Origin of the sequence: Arthrobacter zhaoxinii, assembly GCF_024385505.1 — a bacterium.
In the GTDB taxonomy this organism is placed as follows: Bacteria; Actinomycetota; Actinomycetes; order Actinomycetales; family Micrococcaceae; genus Arthrobacter_B; species Arthrobacter_B zhaoxinii.
Genome location: NZ_JANFLT010000002.1, coordinates 288750 through 303807, shown reverse-complemented (window position 1 = coordinate 303807; position 15058 = coordinate 288750). Strand labels below are relative to the sequence as shown.

The following is a 15058-nucleotide window of genomic DNA, read 5'->3' as shown; positions in this document are numbered from 1 at the left end:
TACCGCAGATCTGCCGCACAGTGTAATCCAGTGGCGGCGCTCACATTTAGTGCGGCGGAATTCGCTACGCTGGACCGCGTGAGCATGCCGAAAACTGATACCACCGTCACTTATCCGGCCGGGGCGTTGACCGGAACGGGAACCGTACAGCACGTCGAAACCCTCCCGGACGGGCGGTTGGCGGTACTGCTGGATGCCACGCCCGTGCATCCCGTGGATGCGGGCTGGCCGGACCAGGGGCCGGACCGGGCAACACTGACGACGGCGACTGGCCGCGGGGTGCCCGTGCTCGACTGCGTAGTAGGAGCCACGGACGGAGACGCACTGTTCCTCGGCCGGGAAATTCCGGTCCGCAAGGGCACCGAGGGCTGGGTGTTCCTGGTAATCCACATGGTGCCCGGGGACGCCGGCATTGCGGAGGGGGAGCGGGTAGAGGTCCGCGTGGACGGTGAGTACCGGGCCGCGCTTTCGGCCGGGCACACCGCCTGCCATCTGGCCTCGCTGGCCCTGAACCGGCAGCTGGCCGATGCCTGGAAGAAGGACGTGCAGGCCGACGCCGCGGGCAGCCCGAATTTCGATGCACTGGCGATTGAAACGACAACCATCCTTCCCGGAGGCTCCCGGGATGTTTACCGGTTGGGCAAGTCCCTGCGCCGCAAGGGCTTCCTCCCGGATGCTCTGCTCTCGGACCCGGCAGCCGTGGAAGCGGGGGTGAACGCAACACTGGCCAAATGGGTGGCGTCCGGGGCCGAGGTGCGCATTGAGCGGGAGTCCGGTCTCCTTACCGGCATGCGCCGCTGGGTCTGCCAGCTGCCCGACGGCACGGTCAGCATTCCCTGCGGCGGCACCCATCTCACCTCGCTGGCGGCTGTTTCCGCGATTGAGGTCCGGTTGAGTGCCGAGCCGGGAGAAGGGGCAGTTGACGTAGTGATGGAAACACGCTGCACTTTCTCCGAAGGGCAATAACCCCTACCGGTTTTGAGGGAGGTCCGGCGGCGTATCTTACGGCCGTAATTCCCGGAAAAATCAGGCAACAATGCCATTTGATGGTCCGCTTACCTGTTTCCTCAAGGTATCGCAGCGGTAGATCTTGTCCGCATGGGTGGATGGAAGTAGTGTTCCGCACACGTGAGCGGTACCACGATCTCAAATGAGCAAAGGTGACCAGATGGGATTCCGACACAGCAGGCGGTTTTACCGCTCAGGCCGACCCCGGCTGCGTGCCGGACTGGCATCAGCGGCTGCCGCGGCCCTTGTTCTGACCGGCTGCGGAGGCACGGAGGCGGAGGGTAAAGAGGAAATTGTCGTAGCAATTGTTTCCAATCCGCAGATGCAGGACGCGATCACTCTCCAGGAGGAATTCAAAGCCCAGTATCCGGACGTGGACGTCAGTTTTGTATCACTCCCCGAAAATGAGGCCCGCGCCAAGATCACGGCCTCCGTCGCCACCCAGGGCGGGGAATTCGACGTCGTGATGATCTCCAATTACGAAACGCCGATGTGGGCGGAAAACGGCTGGATCACCAACCTTCAGGATTACGCGGATTCCACCGAGGGATATGACCCCGAGGATTTCGTCCCCACCATCCGCGAGGCGCTGAGCTACGAGGGGGACCTATACTCCGTTCCGTTCTACGGGGAATCCTCCTTCCTGGTTTACCGGCAGGACCTCTTCGACGAGGCCGGTCTGACCATGCCGGAAAACCCCACCTGGGAGGACATCCGCGGATTTGCCGAAGCGCTCAATGACCCGGAGAACAACATGTCCGGTGTCTGCCTGCGCGGACTGGCCGGCTGGGGCGAGGTCATGGCACCGCTGGGCACCATGATCAATACCTACGGGGGCCGCTGGTTCGACGAGGACTGGAATGCCACCTTGGATGCGCCCGAAGTGGAAGCGGCGGTCACCGATTATGTGGACCTGGTGCAGAACTACGGGCAGGCCGGCGCCGCCACCAGCGGCTACGGGGACTGCCTGACCCTTTACAGCCAGGGCAACACGGCCATGTGGTACGACGCCACGGCCATGGTCTCCGCCATTGAGGATCCGGCGTCGTCGCTCGTAGTCGGGAAAAGCGGGTACGCACCGGCACCCATCCAGGAAACCGAGTCCTCCGGCTGGCTCTACAGCTGGTCACTGGCCATCCCCTCGACCAGTGAGTCGAAAGACGCCGCCTGGGACTTTGTTTCCTGGATGACCAATAAGGAATACATCCAGCTGGTGGGCGAGGAGATCGGCTGGGAACGGGTGCCGCCGGGCAGCCGGCTTTCCACCTACGAGATCCCGGAATACGCCGAGGTTGCCGAGGCCTATGCCGAGCCGACCCTCGATGCCATGGCCGGCGCGTCCCAGGAAAGCAGCATGGTTCGCGGTGTGCCGTACACCGGGCTTCAGTTTGTCGGCATCCCGGAGTTCCAGGATCTGGGCACCCGTGTGGCGCAGCAGATCTCGGCGGCCATCGCCGGGCAGCAGACGGTACAGGAAGCCCTGGAGCAATCGCAGGGGTACGCCGAAACGGTGGCGGAAAGCTACCAGGACGGAGGCGGTTAATGTCCACCTTGGTAGAACGGCAGCAGGTCCGCGCCAGGAAGGCCGCTACGGAAAGGCAGGGCGGAGGGATGTCCTCTGCCGAGGGATGGCGGCGGCGGCTGCCGCTGCTGCCGGCCCTGATCTTCACTCTGATCGTGACGCAGGTGCCTTTCCTCTTTACCATCTGGTACTCCCTGCAGAACTGGAACCTGCTGCGGCCGGAGGGAAACCAGTTCGTCGGGCTCGGAAACTACGTTGATATCTTTTCCGACTCGACCTTCCGCGGGGCGGCGCTGAACAGTGTTCTGTTCACCCTGGCCTGTGTTTTCTTCGCGATGCTGCTGGGCATCATTTTCGCCCTGCTGCTGGACCGCAGTTTCGCCGGCAGGGGAGTGGTGCGGACCCTGCTGATCACCCCGTTCCTGATCATGCCCGTGGCCAGCTCCCTGCTGTGGTCCATCTCCATCCTCAACCCCAGTTACGGCCTGTTGAACTGGGTCATCGGGCTGGTGGGGATCCCTCCGGTGGACTGGACCTCGCAGCACCCCATCGTGTCCATCCTCATGGCGCTGGTGTGGCAGTGGACGCCGTTCATGATGCTGCTGGTTCTGTCCGGACTGCAGGCGCAGTCCAAGGACGTGCTGGAAGCGGCCCAGGTGGACGGAGCTGGGTGGTGGCGGACCTTTATCTCGGTGACGCTGCCGCAGCTGCGCCGCTACATAGAGCTCGGGATCCTGCTCGGAGCCATTTACGTGGTGAATACCTTCGACCAGATCTACCTGATGACCGCCGGCGGTCCCGGGACGGCCAGTGCCAACCTCCCGTTCTACATCTATCAGCGGGCCTTCCTCGGCTTCGATATCGGCCAGGCGGCTGCGATGGGCGTGGTGGTGGTCATCGCCACCATCATTGTGGCCACCCTGGCCCTGCGACTGATCTTCAAGAGCTTCGACGTAAAGGACTGACGACGTGGCTACCCAGACTGCTGCACCTACTCCCGCCGGGAAGAAGACTCCCTCGATCCCAAAGACCATCCGGAAACCGGATCGAAGGTTTAACTCCGGGCCCATCCTCACCACGGTCACCTGGGTATTGGCGCTGATCTTCTTCTCGCCGGTGCTCTGGATGGTGCTGACCTCCTTTAAACAGGAGTCCGCCGCAGCATCCGATCCGCCGGTGTTCTTCTTCGCGCCCACGCTGGACCAATACCGTGCGGTGCTGGGCAGCGGTGCCGGAAGTTACTTCGCCAATTCGGCGATAGCCACCGGCGTCTCCACCATCCTGGTGATTCTTCTTGCGGTGCCGGCTTCCTATGCCCTGAGCATCCGCCCGGTGAAGAAAACCTCCGACGTGCTGTTCTTCTTCATCTCCACCCGCATGCTGCCTGTCGTGGCTGTGATTATGCCGATTTACGTCATTGCCGGGCAGCTGAAGGTACTGGACAACGTGTGGACGCTGGTGGTCCTCTACACCTCCATGAACCTGCCCATCGCTGTGTGGATGATGCGCTCGTTCTTCCTTGAAGTGCCCGGGGAGGTGCTGGAAGCGGCGCAGATGGACGGTGCCGGGTTGATGAAGACCCTCTGGCGGGTGCTGATGCCCATGGTGGCTCCCGGGCTGGCAGCGACCGCCTTGATCTGCGTGATCTTCGCCTGGAACGAGTTCTTCTTCGCCCTGATCCTCACCGCCGGCCAATCGGCTACGGTTCCGGTCTTCCTGGTGTCGCAGATGACCAGCGAAGGCCTGTTCCTGGCGCAGCTCTCCGCGGCGTCGGTGCTGGCGTCGCTGCCGGTCGTCATCGCGGGCTGGGTGGCGCAAAAGCAACTGGTCCGCGGTCTGTCCATGGGCGCAGTCAAGTAAGCGGGCCGCGCCGGGGGCCGGCCGCGCCGGGCCCGGTCACAGCGCTGAGTTCTGCTCCTGGACCGTGGCGTTGGAGGATACCTCGAAGGTCCGCTCGGGCGGCTCAACATTCGCGGGATCCATCCACATGAACTCCCAGACGTGTCCGTCCGGGTCGGTGGCCGAGCCGCTGTACATTCCGGGCATACGTTCCTCTGCCGGAGCGTAGAGGGCACCGCCGCCGGAGGTGCAGGCAGCCAGGAAACGGTCCACTTCCTCCCTGCTGTCGCAGCTGATGCCGTTCAACACTTCCTTGCCGGCGGAAGCAAGGTGCGGGGTGTCTCCCTTGGGCAGGAACTCCTGATAATAGTCCTGCTGCAGCAGCATCACCACAATGCTGTCCGAGACGACAATGGCGGTGGTGCGATCGTCGCTGAACTGCGGGTTCTTGGTGAAACCGAGACCCAGGTAAAAGTTTTCCGCGGCGGGCAGGTCTGCCACGGGGAGGTTGGGGAAAATCATGCGTTCCATGACGGGTCCTTCCAGGAGGTCCGTGGGCGCATCGCGGCGGAGGGCCCGCGGGGAATATGCGTACGGGTAGGTATCAGACTGTTTCTTCACGTTCCCACTGCCCGCCGCCGCTGACAACGGGTAGCGGGAAGGTTGCAGCCTGTGTCTGCAGTGCCGCCGAATATGTCCTGCCTCTGTGCGTCCGCCCGGCAATAACTGCTAATCTCACAGCTGCGAAGGCGGGCCGGACACTTCCGGTTATCTACCTGGCACCACACCAAGGGAGAAGCCAATGAGCAGTACTTCGGACGATGTTTACCTGGCCCAGGCCATCCGCCTGGCCACCGAGAACGTGGCCATGGACGGCGGCCCGTTCGGCGCCGTCGTCGTCACGGCGGAAGGTGCCGTATTTGAGGGTGTGAACCGCGTGACCTCTAACAACGATCCGACCGCGCACGCCGAAGTCACGGCCATCCGCAACGCCTGCGCAGCCCTCGGCACCTTCGACCTCTCGGGCGCCGTCCTCTACACCAGCTGCGAACCGTGCCCCATGTGCCTGGCGTCCTCGCTGTGGGCGCGTGTGGACCGGGTGATCTTCGCTGCCGACCGGCACGACGCCGCCAGCGCGGGGTTCGACGACGCCGCCTTCTACGAGTACTTCGAGACACCGTTGGAGCAGCGCTCCATGCAGGTCACCCAGCAGACCGTTGACGGCACTCCCGCGATGACTCCGTTCAACGCCTGGACCGCGGCAGCTACGCGGATCGACTACTAGGCGGCAGTCCGCCGGCTTTAGCAGCCCGCTTCCGGCGGGCTGCTAAAGCCGGTGCTCCAGCGCGGCGCCGATGGTTTTGGAGTAGCACGTGGACCCGTCGGCCATGATGTAGGGGCCGAAGTTCGGCACCACCCGGTAGCCGGCATTCTCGTAAAACCGGTGTCCGTCCGGCTGCGCAGAGCCCGCTTCGGCCATCAGGGCAGCGAATCCCATCTGCTTCGCACGTGCCTCCAACGCCCCGAGGACCGCCGTCGCCACCCCTGACCCGCGCGCATAGGGCAGGACATACACGCGCTTGATCTCCGCCGTCGCCGTATCCAGCCGCCGCAGCCCGCCGCAGCCCAGCGGCTGGCCGGTACTGCGCTCATAGGCGATGAGGAAGACCGCCGCATCGGCGGCGCGCGGCGGGTTGGGATCGTGTTCCGCGGTGCCGTACCGGGCATCCAGTTCGGCCTGTTGGGCTTCGCGCAGGTCGGCGCCTACGGGGTTGCTCCAGGGCACTTCGCGGATGCGCAGGTGCGGGGTGGAGTAGGGACGGAATCCGGAAAAGGGTCGCAAATCCGACATGCTGCCTCCAGTGGCCAGGGGTGGTGCTTCCACGCTAGGAGTGCGGGGTTTCGCCTGTGTTTCGGGAGTGTGCCGTCCCGGCAAAGGGAATGTTCCGGATATGCGAATCGTGCGAGAATGGTAGCGATGTCAACTGTCGATTCTTCCCCTGAGAAAAACACCGCCAAAAAGCAGCGCACCACCCGCGCGCTTCCCACCGCCACCGGACCGCAGGTCCGCCCCGCCACGGAGGGTTGGGAACAGGCCAAGGAGCCCGACGGCCGCCCGCTGCTGCAGTTCAAGTCGCCGCGCGTGTCCCAGCCGCCGGTCCATCTGGCCGATATGTCGCTGGCCGAACGCCAGGAGAAGCTCAAGTCCATGGGCCTGCCCGCGTTCCGCGCGAAGCAGCTGTCGGTGCACTACTTCCAGCACTACACCACCGATCCGGAAGCCATGAGCGACCTCCCCAAGGAGCGACGCGACGAGCTTGTGGGCGAGATGTTCCCGACGCTGCTCACCGAGATCAAGCGCCTGACCACTGACAACGGCGACACGATCAAGTTCCTGTGGCGGCTCTTCGACGGCTCCCTCGTGGAGTCCGTGCTGATGCGCTACCCCGGCCGGATCACCCTGTGCGTGTCCAGCCAGTGCGGCTGCGGCATGAACTGCCCGTTCTGCGCCACCGGCCAGGCCGGCCTGACCCGCAACATGTCCACCGCGGAAATCCTGGACCAGATTGTCCAGGCCAACCGGGTGATCAAGGAGGGCGGCCTCGGCGGCAAGCGGCGCGACGGCGGCCACGACGCCGAGCGCGTCACCAACATTGTCTTTATGGGCATGGGCGAGCCGCTGGCCAACTACAAGCGCGTGATGAACGCCGTCCACCGGATGGCCGCCGAGGTTCCCGAAGGCCTGGGCATGAGCGCCCGCAACATCACCGTTTCCACCGTGGGCCTGGTGCCGGCCATCAAGAAGCTGGCCGAGGAAAACATCCCGGTCACCTTCGCCCTGAGCCTGCACGCCCCGGACGACGAACTTCGTGACGAGCTGATCCCGGTCAACAGCCGGTGGAAGGTGGACGAGGCGCTGGACGCCGCGTACAACTACTACCGCGTCACCGGCCGCCGCGTCTCCATCGAGTACGCGCTGATCAAGGACATGAACGACCACGCCTGGCGTGCGGACCTGCTCGCCAAGAAGCTCAATGCCCGCGGCCGCGGCTGGGTGCACGTGAACCCCATTCCGCTGAACCCCACGCCCGGTTCCATCTGGACGTCGCCGGAGCCGGAGGTCATGCAGGAGTTCATCAACCACCTGATCGACGCCGGCATCCCCACTACCATCCGCGACACCCGCGGCAAGGAGATCGACGGCGCCTGCGGCCAGCTCGCCGCAGCGGACTAGCAGTCCCGCGTCCGCTTCGGCGGGCGGCACCGAGGCGAAGACGACGACGGCGGGAGGCCGGGCTGCATGCCCGGCTCCCGCCGTCGTCGTTTGGTTTTAAGCGGGCAGCCTACTTGAGGTGGTCCACCAGGGTGTCCGCGATGCCGGTGTACTTTGCCGGGGTGAGAGCCTGCAGGCGGGCTTCCGCGTCTGCCGGAAGGCCGAGGCCGGCAATGAATTCCTTCATCCGTTCGGCGTCTACTCGGTGGCCGCGGGTGAGGTCCTTCAGCCGTTCGTAGGGGTTTTCCATGCCTTCGGTTCCGGCGACGGCTTCGGCGCGCATCACCATCTGGATGGCTTCACCGAGCACCTCCCAGTTGGCATCCAGGTCCTGCTCGAGGACCTGCTCGGCCACGTGCAGGCGCTCCAGTCCCTTGGCCACGTTGGAAATCGCGAGGACCGAGTGTCCGAAGGCCACACCGATGTTGCGCTGTGAGGAGGAATCTGTGAGGTCGCGCTGCCAGCGGGAGGTGACCAAAGTGGAAGCCAGCGTGTCCAGCAGGCCGTTGGAAATCTCCAGGTTCGCTTCGGCATTCTCGAAGCGGATCGGGTTGACCTTGTGCGGCATGGTTGAGGAGCCGGTGGCGCCCTCCACCGGAACCTGCGCGAAATAGCCAATGGAGATGTAGCTCCACACATCCGTGCAGAAGTTGTGCAGGATGCGGTTAAAGCGGGCGATGTCGGCGTAAAGCTCGGCCTGCCAGTCGTGGGATTCAATCTGCGTGGTCAGCGGGTTCCAGGCCAGGCCGAGGCCTTCCACGAAGCTGCGCGCCACCTGCTGCCAGTCTGCCTGCGGGGCGGCTGCGTAGTGGGCTGCGTAGGTGCCGGTGGCGCCGTTGATCTTGCCGAGGAACTCCGTGCTGCGGATGCGGCGCAGCTGGCGCGAGAGCCGGTGGACGGTGACGGCCAGTTCCTTGCCCAGCGTGGTGGGGGTGGCGGGCTGGCCGTGCGTCCGGGACAGCATGGGCACGGCACGGGTGTCCTCGGCCATGGCGGCGATCTGGTCCACCAGCTTCTGCGCGGCGGGCAGCCAGACGTTCTCGACGGCGCCCTTGATGCCCAGTGCGTAGGAGAGGTTGTTGATGTCCTCGGACGTGCAGCCGAAGTGCACGAGGCTCTTCAGGCTCTCGAGACCGAGGGCCGGAAGCCGATCGGCAATGTAGTACTCGACGGCCTTGACGTCGTGCACGGTGCGCTTTTCAATCTCGCCCAACTCGGCCACGGAATCGCCGTCGAAGCCCGAGACGATGGCCCGCAGCTGGTGCTGCTGGTCTTCCGTAAGCGGAGCAGTGCCGGGCAGGACGGCGTTGGAGGTCAGGTGAATCAGCCATTCCACCTCCACATGCGTCCGGTCCCGGTTCAGGGCGGCTTCGGACAGGTAGTCCACCAGCGGCGCGGTGGCGCTGCGGTAGCGGCCGTCCAACGGGCCCAGGGCGATAGCGGGAGTCACGGAGGCAAGGGAGACACGGGGTTCGGATTCGGCCATGCAGTAATTCTTTCATGCCGCCGGGGTGCTGCCGCTGTGTGACTTTCCGGCTGGCTGTTTTGCAGGTCCTGCTGTTCCGCCGCGTTCTCCCGGGAGCAGGGTTTTCCTCCACAGGCAAGCTGCGGGCGGTGCGGGTGCGGGCTGTGTCCACCGGCGGGGAGGTAATGCCCGTCCTTCGGCCGGCAGTCCGGGAACCTTGACGCCACGGCATCGTTCTTGATCCGGTCCCCACCGGCGGTTCGCCGGGGTTCCTGATCGTGGCCTACTCCGGGCGGGTACAGAACCGGAAAGCACAGCGTAGATAATTCGTCACCCACGGGAGGTAGTGGTGGACCAAATGGCAGCGGCAGCGTATGCGCAAGAGACGGAACGGTTGCTTCTGGCGTTTGCAGCAGAAACCGACGAGCTGGAACGGGAGGTCGCAGAGGCAGCAATTATCCAATGGGAGTCACGCGCCGCCAATGCCTTCCGGCGCAAAGTCCTGACTGCAGCGGAGCGGTTTTTCGATGTCTCGTCGCAGCTGCGGTCAGCTGCCGTCGAGCTGCAGCAGGATCCGCTCATGTTGGCGGCGGGGAGCTGACCATGACGGAGCAGGGGACCGGAGACCGGGGGATGTACGAGGTGAGGGGAGGGGCTGCCGGGCTCCTGGTCCAGTACGAGGACCTGGTCCGGGTCGCGGGCAGGCTGGAATCGACAACGGGCCGTGTGCGGCAACTCGAGGAGAGGGTGACGGAGCTTTGGCTGGCCGTTGGTGCGTTCGGCGGCGGTTCCGCGTCGGCTGACCGGATCAGGTCGCGGATCATGGAAGCGGGGCACATCCTCAGGACGTCGGCTGCCGCCGTCGACGAAATTGCGGACGGGGTGCGCGGGAGCGCCCGAGCCTACGCGGAAGTCGAAGGGCGCGTTGAGACACGGCTTCCTCCCGTTGGCCCCTATCCCGTGAATCCTTGGATTGCACCCGGACCGTACCCCCGGGCAGAAGGATTTCCTACTCGCCGCCAGGCCGAAGAGGGCCTTGCCTATCCGACCTCCGAGATAGCAATGCGCTCCGTACTGGGCCTGATCACCGCGGCGGGGTTGGGCAAGCTGCGCCCGGTAGAGGTAACGACCCTTCCCGGAGAGCCGGAAAAGCTTCAGGTGGAAGGAACCGCCACCTGGGTCCTCGGACGGTCGGAAGTGTTGAAGCGGGAAAACGACCCGGGAGTAATTGAAGTGATCGAGGCTGTGGGGACAGACGGAAAGCCGGCGTTCGTTGTCACGCTCCCGGGGACCCAGGGTGTCGGCATTTCGGAGGGAAGCGAGAACGTGTTCGATTTCCTGGGTGTTCTGGAACCCACCGTCGAAGACAGCCGATATGTCACAGCAGGAGTGGCAGAGGCGCTGCGGCGGGCCGGGGCCGAAGCGGGGGATGCGGTCATTCTGTCCGGCTACAGCCAGGGCGGGGACCACGCCACTCATGTAGCCGGGAATCTGGCGGCCGAAAGTGACTACGACGTGGCGTTCCTGCTGACGGCCGGCAGCCCGACCGGCGCTACCGATCTCCCTCCCGGAGTGCCGGCACTGCACCTGGAGCATGTGCAGGACTGGGTATCCGCAATCGACGGAAGACAGAACCCCGATACGCCGGACCGGGTCACCATGACACTGACCAACCCCGTGGCCACACCCGAGGGCGAGGACGCCGGTCTGGGGCCCGCGCACCGGCTGGACAATTACCGGGAGGGTGCCGCACGCGCAGATGCCAGCGACGACGCCTCCCTGAAGGCCTCCTTGGAATCATTGGGCGCAGCTATTGCGGCCGGAAGCGTGGCCACGAGGCACCTCTACCGCCTCTCCCGGGAAAAACTGCCGGAGCGCCCGGAGCGGCAGCAGCGTCCGGTACGGGTTGTACAGCCGGGGCCGGCGCGGGAACAAGAGGACGAATACCGCCCGCCCGTGGGGGCTGGAAGGTAAGACGCCTTCCGCACCCGGGCCGCGACGGTGCTAGCTCCGGTTCCGCTCCCGCCGGCGGCTCCCGGTCACCGTATCCAACACCAGCGACACAACGCTGATGACAACTGCACCGGCAATGGCGGTCCAGAAGAAGGAATCAACCTCGAACCGGATGGGGGTGTAGCTGCTGAGCCAGGCGGTGAGCTCAAGCATGGCGGCATTGATGACCACTCGGAACAACCCCAGCGTCAGAATGGCCAACGGCAGCGTCAGTCCCTGGGCTATAGGGCGGACGAGAGCGTTGACCACGCCGAAAATCAGGCCGACAAACAGATACGCAAGCACCGTGTCGATCGCCGGATCCCCGCTTATGCTCCCCGAGGGCGCACTCACCGTCAGGCCTGGCAAAAGGCACCCGGCCACCCAGAGGGCAACGGCGTTCAGGACAATCCGCAGCAACAGAGAGAGCATGCCCCCATGCTGGCAGAAAAGAGACCATTACTGTTAACGCCATGACCACTACCGAGAATGACACCGACGCAGCTGAAATTCCCGTACCCGGCATCACCCCACGGCCCGTTATCGGGAAGCTGCCGCAATACACGGCAGGCAAGCCGCCGGTGGCTGTTGAAGGAATCCAGAGCTACAAGCTGTCCTCCAACGAGAACCCGTACCCGCCGCTCCCCGCCGTGCTGGAAGCGATAAGCACCGCCGCAACCGTGAACCGCTATCCCGACCCGCTCTCCACGGCGCTGCGCAATGAGCTCTCCGCGTTCCTGGACGTTCCCGCAGAAGACATCGTGACGGGCGGCGGCAGCCTGGGAGCGCTGAACCAGCTGCTCGCCACCTTTGCCGGACAAAACCCGGACGGCACGGCAGACGAGGTCATCTACCCATGGCGTTCCTTTGAGGCGTACCCCATCAGTGTGGGCCTGGCCGGTGCTGAAAGCGTCCAGGTGCCGCTGAACGCCGACGGCACCCACAACCTGGATGCCATGGTCGAAGCCGTCACCGAGCGGACCAAGGTGATTCTGCTGTGCACTCCCAACAACCCGACCGGCCCGGTACTGACTACGGCCCAGGTGGAGGATTTCCTCCGGCGGGTTCCGTCCAACGTGATCGTGGTGATTGACGAAGCGTACGAGGACTTCGTGCGGGACGACGACGCGGTCAACGGCATCGATATGTACCGTAGCCACCCCAACGTGGTGGTGCTGCGGACGTTTTCCAAGGGTGCAGGCCTGGCCGGACTGCGCGTGGGCTACTCCGTGTCGCACGCTCCCATCACCCAGCATCTCCGCGTAGCAGCCGTGCCGTTCGCCGTCTCCACGATTGCCGAACAGGCTGCCGTGGCCTCCCTGCGGCACCACGACCAAGTTGTGGAAAGAATACAAGGACTGGTTGCTGAACGGACCCGCGTGGTGGAAGGGCTGAAGGCGCTGGGCTGGTCCATTCCGTCGGCACAGGGCAACTTTGTCTGGCTGGACCTGGGCGGGAATACCCCCGAATTTGCAGCTCTGGCGGAGCAGCAGGCCCTGGCTGTACGGGCCTTCGGCAATGAGGGTGTGAGAGTGACCATTGGCGAAGAGGATGCAAACACGCGGTTCCTCGCGTTATGTGCGACCTATACAAAAGGCCCGCGCGTTTCCTAGCGTGTCTTAGGTAGGGGCTGAAGCCGCGCCGTCGTTAGGCTTTGGAAGGTAACTTCCACTTATATGCAACACCGGGAATATATTCTCGGAGAGGTATATTTCTAGCGCGGTGCGGCTTTCGGCTGTCCAGGCGAGGAGTAGGCATGGACGTAGGACACTTGCCGGCCAGTGAGTTCGACTCGGCCGGACTCGAGCAATCCCTCATGGGTGCTCCCGAGGAGAACCCTGTCCCGGATATGGTTCAGCTGCTAACCATCGACGGGGAGCTCCTGCAGGACGACACCTACAGCAGCTACGTCCAGGACCTGACCCCCGACGAACTCCGCGGGTTCTACCGGGACATGTTCCTGGTCCGCCGGTTCGACGAAGAGGCCACTGCGCTTCAGCGGCAGGGTGAACTCGTGATGTGGGTTCCGCTCACCGGCCAGGAAGGCGCGCAGATCGGTTCCGGCCGTGCCCTGATGCCTCAGGACTACGTTTTCCCCACCTACCGGGAGCACGGCGTCGCGTACACCCGCGGCCTGGAACTTGCCCACCTGCTTCGGCGCTTCCGCGGCATCTCCCACGGCGGCTGGGATCCCCGGGAGGCAAACTTCCACCTCTACACGCTTGTACTGGCCGCGCAGGTGCCGCACGCCGTCGGTTACGCCATGGGAATGGCCCGCGACCGGCTGGTGGATCCCATGCTGCCCGAAGCCGCCACGGTGGCGTACTTCGGCGACGGCGCGAGCTCCGAAGGCGACGTGCACGAGGGCATGGTCTTCGCCGCGTCCTACAACGCACCGGTGGTCTTCTTCTGCCAAAACAACCACTGGGCCATTTCCGTTCCGACCGAAGTCCAGTCACGGATCCCGCTGGCCAACAGGGCGCAGGGCTACGGCTTCCCCGGAGTCCGGGTGGACGGCAACGACGTCCTGGCCGTCCATGCGGTCACCCGCTGGGCGCTGGAACACGCCCGCTCGGGCGGAGGTCCTGTCCTCATCGAGGCCTTCACCTACCGGATGAGCGCACATACGACGGCGGACGACCCCACCAAGTACCGCCTCAGCGCTGATGAGGAAGCCTGGCTGGACCGGGACCCGCTGCTGCGGATGGAAAAGTACCTGCGCAGCCAGGGGCTGGCCGACGACGCCTTCTTCGAAGAGCTCCGCGAGGAAGGCCGCACCATGGCGGTCCGGCTCCGTGAAAACGTCCAGCAGATGGAAGCCCCGGGCTTCGAGGACGCCTTCGCCGATGTGTACGCCGAGGCCCACCCGCTGATCCGCGAGGAACTGGATGAGCACCGCCGGTACGAAGCCGGATTCGCCGGCGCCGACGACGACGCCAACCCCGCCACCTCCGACCCCGCCTCCCGGGAGCACAACGCATGAGCACCACCATGACCATGGCCAAGGCCATCAACGCCGGCCTGCGCGCAGCCCTCGAATCGCACCCCAACTCGCTGCTGATGGGCGAGGACATCGGTTCCCTCGGCGGCGTCTACCGCGTCACCGAAGGCCTGAAAGCGGACTTCGGCGCAGACCGCGTTATGGACACCCCGCTGGCCGAATCCGGAATCATCGGCACGGCCATCGGCCTGGCCCTGCGCGGCTACCTGCCCGTCTGCGAAATCCAGTTCGACGGGTTCGTTTTCCCGGGCTTCAACCAGATCACCACCCAGCTGGCGAAAATGCACTCCCGCAGCGAAGGTACGCTCAGCGCACCCGTGGTCATCCGCATCCCCTACGGCGGCGGCATCGGCTCCATTGAGCACCACTCGGAATCACCCGAAGCACTCTTCGCCCATACCGCAGGCCTGCGCATCATCACGCCGTCGAACCCGCAGGACGCCTACTGGATGATCCAGCAGGCCGTGGCCTGCAAGGACCCGGTTATCGTCTTTGAACCCAAGCGCCGCTACTGGCTCAAGGGCGACGTCGACACCACTGCGCCCACTTCGGACCCGTTCTCTGCGCATATTGTCCGCGAAGGAACCGACGCCACCATCGTGGCGTACGGGCCGCTGGTCCCCGTTGCCCTGGCCGCCGCCGCCGCCGCGGAGGAAGACGGACGGTCCGTGGAGGTGGTGGATCTGCGGTCCATTTCCCCCATCGACTTCGACACCGTGACCGAGTCCGTGCGCAAAACCGGACGGCTGATCGTCACCCACGAGGCACCGACCTTCGGCGGAATCGGCGGCGAAATTGCCGCACGGGTGGCCGAACGCGCCTTCCTGTCCCTTGAGGCCCCGGTACTGCGCGTCGGCGGATTCCACATGCCGTATCCGGTGGCGAAGGTCGAAGAGCACTACCTGCCGGACATCGACCGCCTCCTTGAGGCGCTGGACCGGTCCTTCGCGTACTGAT

General features: G+C 64.8%; 15 protein-coding genes. 11 read left to right on the top strand and 4 right to left on the bottom strand.

Annotation, left to right across the window (positions count from 1 at the left end):
• The first annotated feature begins 84 nt into the window (after nucleotides 1-84).
• The 4 genes from NNX37_RS04980 (at nucleotide 85) to NNX37_RS04965 (ending at nucleotide 4390) form a co-directional block, all read left to right on the top strand.
• Nucleotides 85-966 (top strand): alanyl-tRNA editing protein, encoded by an 882-nt coding sequence (locus NNX37_RS04980; RefSeq protein ID WP_255791519.1) that lies wholly within the window; start codon nucleotides 85-87, stop codon nucleotides 964-966.
• A gap of 364 nt (nucleotides 967-1330) precedes the next feature.
• Complete coding sequence (locus NNX37_RS04975) at nucleotides 1331-2551, top strand: ABC transporter substrate-binding protein (RefSeq protein ID WP_255791196.1); 1221 nt, start codon at nucleotides 1331-1333, stop codon at nucleotides 2549-2551.
• Nucleotides 2551-3495, top strand: a complete 945-nt coding sequence (locus NNX37_RS04970) for a carbohydrate ABC transporter permease (RefSeq protein ID WP_255791195.1) — start codon at nucleotides 2551-2553, stop codon at nucleotides 3493-3495. The genes NNX37_RS04975 and NNX37_RS04970 overlap by 1 nt, the downstream gene beginning before the upstream one ends.
• Nucleotides 3496-3550: 55 nt before the next feature.
• Complete coding sequence (locus tag NNX37_RS04965; protein WP_255791518.1) at nucleotides 3551-4390, top strand: carbohydrate ABC transporter permease; 840 nt, start codon at nucleotides 3551-3553, stop codon at nucleotides 4388-4390.
• 36 nt (nucleotides 4391-4426) lie between these two features.
• On the opposite strand, the gene NNX37_RS04960 is transcribed toward NNX37_RS04965, so the two are convergent.
• The gene (locus tag NNX37_RS04960; RefSeq protein ID WP_255791194.1) at nucleotides 4427-4990 is read right to left on the bottom strand and encodes a VOC family protein; all 564 of its coding nucleotides are present in this window, start codon (nucleotides 4988-4990) and stop codon (nucleotides 4427-4429) included.
• 181 nt (nucleotides 4991-5171) lie between these two features.
• Here NNX37_RS04960 and NNX37_RS04955 point away from each other — a divergent pair, with 181 nt between their 5' ends.
• Complete coding sequence (locus NNX37_RS04955; protein ID WP_255791193.1) at nucleotides 5172-5654, top strand: nucleoside deaminase; 483 nt, start codon at nucleotides 5172-5174, stop codon at nucleotides 5652-5654.
• 42 nt (nucleotides 5655-5696) lie between these two features.
• Here NNX37_RS04955 and NNX37_RS04950 read toward each other — a convergent pair whose 3' ends face one another.
• Nucleotides 5697-6221, bottom strand: a complete 525-nt coding sequence (locus NNX37_RS04950; protein ID WP_255791192.1) for a GNAT family N-acetyltransferase — start codon at nucleotides 6219-6221, stop codon at nucleotides 5697-5699.
• A 126-nt stretch (nucleotides 6222-6347) separates the two neighbouring features.
• Between NNX37_RS04950 and rlmN the strand changes: the two genes are divergently transcribed.
• Nucleotides 6348-7604 carry a 23S rRNA (adenine(2503)-C(2))-methyltransferase RlmN gene (gene rlmN, locus NNX37_RS04945; protein WP_255791191.1) on the top strand — a complete coding sequence of 419 codons (1257 nt, stop codon included), beginning with the start codon at nucleotides 6348-6350 and terminating at the stop codon, nucleotides 7602-7604.
• A 109-nt stretch (nucleotides 7605-7713) separates the two neighbouring features.
• On the opposite strand, the gene purB is transcribed toward rlmN, so the two are convergent.
• Nucleotides 7714-9129: an adenylosuccinate lyase gene (gene purB, locus NNX37_RS04940; protein WP_255791190.1), complete on the bottom strand. Its 1416-nt coding sequence runs from the start codon at nucleotides 9127-9129 to the stop codon at nucleotides 7714-7716.
• 337 nt (nucleotides 9130-9466) lie between these two features.
• Here purB and NNX37_RS04935 point away from each other — a divergent pair, with 337 nt between their 5' ends.
• Nucleotides 9467-9709: a hypothetical protein gene (locus NNX37_RS04935; RefSeq protein ID WP_255791189.1), complete on the top strand. Its 243-nt coding sequence runs from the start codon at nucleotides 9467-9469 to the stop codon at nucleotides 9707-9709.
• A 2-nt stretch (nucleotides 9710-9711) separates the two neighbouring features.
• Nucleotides 9712-11082 (top strand): hypothetical protein, encoded by a 1371-nt coding sequence (locus NNX37_RS04930; protein WP_255791188.1) that lies wholly within the window; start codon nucleotides 9712-9714, stop codon nucleotides 11080-11082.
• Nucleotides 11083-11112: 30 nt separating this feature from the next.
• On the opposite strand, the gene NNX37_RS04925 is transcribed toward NNX37_RS04930, so the two are convergent.
• The gene (locus NNX37_RS04925; RefSeq protein ID WP_255791187.1) at nucleotides 11113-11532 is read right to left on the bottom strand and encodes a phage holin family protein; all 420 of its coding nucleotides are present in this window, start codon (nucleotides 11530-11532) and stop codon (nucleotides 11113-11115) included.
• Between the two features lie 41 nt (nucleotides 11533-11573).
• On the opposite strand from NNX37_RS04925, the gene NNX37_RS04920 reads away from it, so the two are divergent.
• The 3 genes from NNX37_RS04920 (at nucleotide 11574) to NNX37_RS04910 (ending at nucleotide 15057) form a co-directional block, all read left to right on the top strand.
• Complete coding sequence (locus tag NNX37_RS04920; protein ID WP_255791186.1) at nucleotides 11574-12713, top strand: histidinol-phosphate transaminase; 1140 nt, start codon at nucleotides 11574-11576, stop codon at nucleotides 12711-12713.
• 143 nt (nucleotides 12714-12856) lie between these two features.
• Nucleotides 12857-14083 (top strand): pyruvate dehydrogenase (acetyl-transferring) E1 component subunit alpha, encoded by a 1227-nt coding sequence (gene pdhA, locus NNX37_RS04915; RefSeq protein ID WP_407079920.1) that lies wholly within the window; start codon nucleotides 12857-12859, stop codon nucleotides 14081-14083.
• The gene (locus tag NNX37_RS04910) at nucleotides 14080-15057 is read left to right on the top strand and encodes an alpha-ketoacid dehydrogenase subunit beta (protein ID WP_255791185.1); all 978 of its coding nucleotides are present in this window, start codon (nucleotides 14080-14082) and stop codon (nucleotides 15055-15057) included. The genes pdhA and NNX37_RS04910 overlap by 4 nt, the downstream gene beginning before the upstream one ends.
• Nucleotide 15058: the final 1 nt, after the last annotated feature.